Consider the following 2036-nt stretch of genomic DNA (forward strand, 5'->3'; position numbering starts at 1 on the left):
CGATGAAGACGCCCGCGACCGCCTCGGCGCCGTGATGGACGACACCACGACCTTCGGGTCCGACCCCATCCGCACGATCTACCTCGGCGTCGACAAGTACGGCACCACCGACATGCTGCGCGACTCGCGCGACGAGGTCGTGGCGTTCGTGGAGTGGGCGCGCGCCCGCGGCTACCACGTGCAGGCCACCGTCGCCGGCGGCACGCGTCCGCCGTACCTGGGCGCCCTGGAGCAGTTCGAGCACTTCGCGGTCGACGAGTTCGAGAAGGTCCTCGACTACAACCTCGCCGTGCCGGAGTCCGCGCGCTTCGACGGCATCAACGTCGACATCGAGCCCTACATCCTCACCGACTGGAAGCTGCCCGGCAGCGGCGGCCTTCCGAACCGGTGGCTCGAGATCCTGGACACGCTCATCGAGCGGCGCGACGCCTCCGGGCTGCCGGTGCTGGTCGGGCCCGCGATCCCGCGCTGGCTGGACTCCTCGGCCTGCTGCACCTCGATCACCTGGAACGGCCAGACGAAGCCGCTCAGCGACCACATCCAGGACATGACCGACTACATCGCGATCATGGACTACCGCGACACGGCCGACGGCAGTGCGGGCATCATCGCCCAGGCGCAGCACGAGATCGACTACGCGAACCAGATCGGCAAGCCGAACTCGGTCGTGGTCGGCATCGAGACCAAGGACCTCTCCGGCACGGGTGACCCCGAGACTGTGACGTTCTGGGAGGAGGGTCGCACCTACCTCGAGGGCGAGCTCGACAAGACGTACGCGGCGTTCCAGGACGACGCCTCGTTCGGCGGCATCGCCATGCACCACTACGACGACCTGCTGATGCTGCCGTCGGCGTGGGATGACACTCCGCCCGTGTACTACCCGGTTCCGGGTGCGGGACCAGGAGGCCCGGCGCTGCCGTAGGTTCCTCTCGTGGCGGGGCAGTTCCCTTCGGGGGCTGCCCCGCTTCGGCTGTCCGACGACACCGTCCGTTCATCCGACGTTCCATTCGGAGTACGGCGGTCTCGTAATTGCCCGTCACCTTCGGGAGTTGGAATACCGATGTTCTCGGAATTCCGGGGACTCTCCTCCCGAAAGGTCATCATGCGCCGCTTCACCCTGCCCGTCGTCGGCCTCCTGGGCGTGGCCGCCCTCGCCCTCACCGGATGCCAGAGCCCGACCGCCGAGGCGGCCCCGGCCGATCCCGACGCCCCCATCACGATCGCCACGATTCCCGTCGGCGAAGACCCCACCGCCGAGAACCCCGTCGAGGTGTTCGCCGAACTGCTCGAGAAGGCGACCGGCCGCGATGTCGAGATCACGGATGTGCCCGACTACCTGAGCGTCGTCGAGGCGATCCGCGCCGATCACGTCGACATCGGAATCATGAGCGGCTTCCCCTCCGCGCTCGCCGTGAACACCGGAGAGGTCGACGCGCTGGTCGCGTTCCAGGGTGACGGCAAGCCGGTGTCGACCTGTGTCGTGCTCGAGGACTCGCCCATCCAGACCGTCGAAGACCTCGAGGGCAAGACGGTGGCGTTCGCGGACCAGGCCTCCAGCTCGGGCTACTTCATGCCCGTGTACATGCTGCACGAGGCCGGGCTCGAGCAGGGCACCGACTACGAGGCCATCTTCGCGGGCGGGCACGAGGGCAGCTTCGCCGCGCTGGAGCAGGGCCAGGTGGATGCCGCGTGCACCGCGGTCATGCTCACCGAGCTCGGTGCCCCGATGTTCCCGTTCGAGGACGGCGAGTGGCGTGCGGTGGGCGAGAGCCCGGCGATGGACATCCAGGGCGCCGTGCTCGGCCGCCCGTCGCTGGATGCCGAGACCCGCAAGGTGATCCAGGACGGAATCGCCGAGGTGTTCTCGCCCGAGAACGCCGAGCGCCTCGGCGCCTACGGTGCGTTCGCGGCGGCCCCGCAGACGGTCGACCCCGACGGAGCGGACTTCGAGTCCTTCGCGGAGATCGCGGCTGTCGCCGGTGTCGAGCTCAAGGACCTCAAGTGACCCTGTCCAGCGTTTCGTCTCGCTCCGCTCG

The 2036-nt window shown here is 68.6% G+C and carries 2 protein-coding genes; both read left to right on the top strand.

Going from position 1 to position 2036, the window contains the following annotated elements; genetic code table 11:
* A partial coding sequence (locus ACNPM4_RS16765; protein WP_448986435.1) for a glycoside hydrolase family 18 protein occupies positions 1-922 on the top strand: 922 nt, incomplete at its 5' end.
* Positions 923-1060: 138 nt separating this feature from the next.
* Complete coding sequence (gene phnD / locus ACNPM4_RS16770) at positions 1061-2005, top strand: phosphate/phosphite/phosphonate ABC transporter substrate-binding protein (RefSeq protein ID WP_448986436.1); 945 nt, start codon at positions 1061-1063, stop codon at positions 2003-2005.
* Positions 2006-2036: the final 31 nt, after the last annotated feature.

Source organism: Microbacterium umsixpiens (assembly GCF_053543675.1).

Bases quoted from the DNA above. Each gene is read 5' to 3' on its own strand.
- phnD (WP_448986436.1), top strand. From the start codon at position 1,061: ATGTTCTCGGAATTCCGGGGACTCTCCTCCCGAAAGGTCATCATGCGC.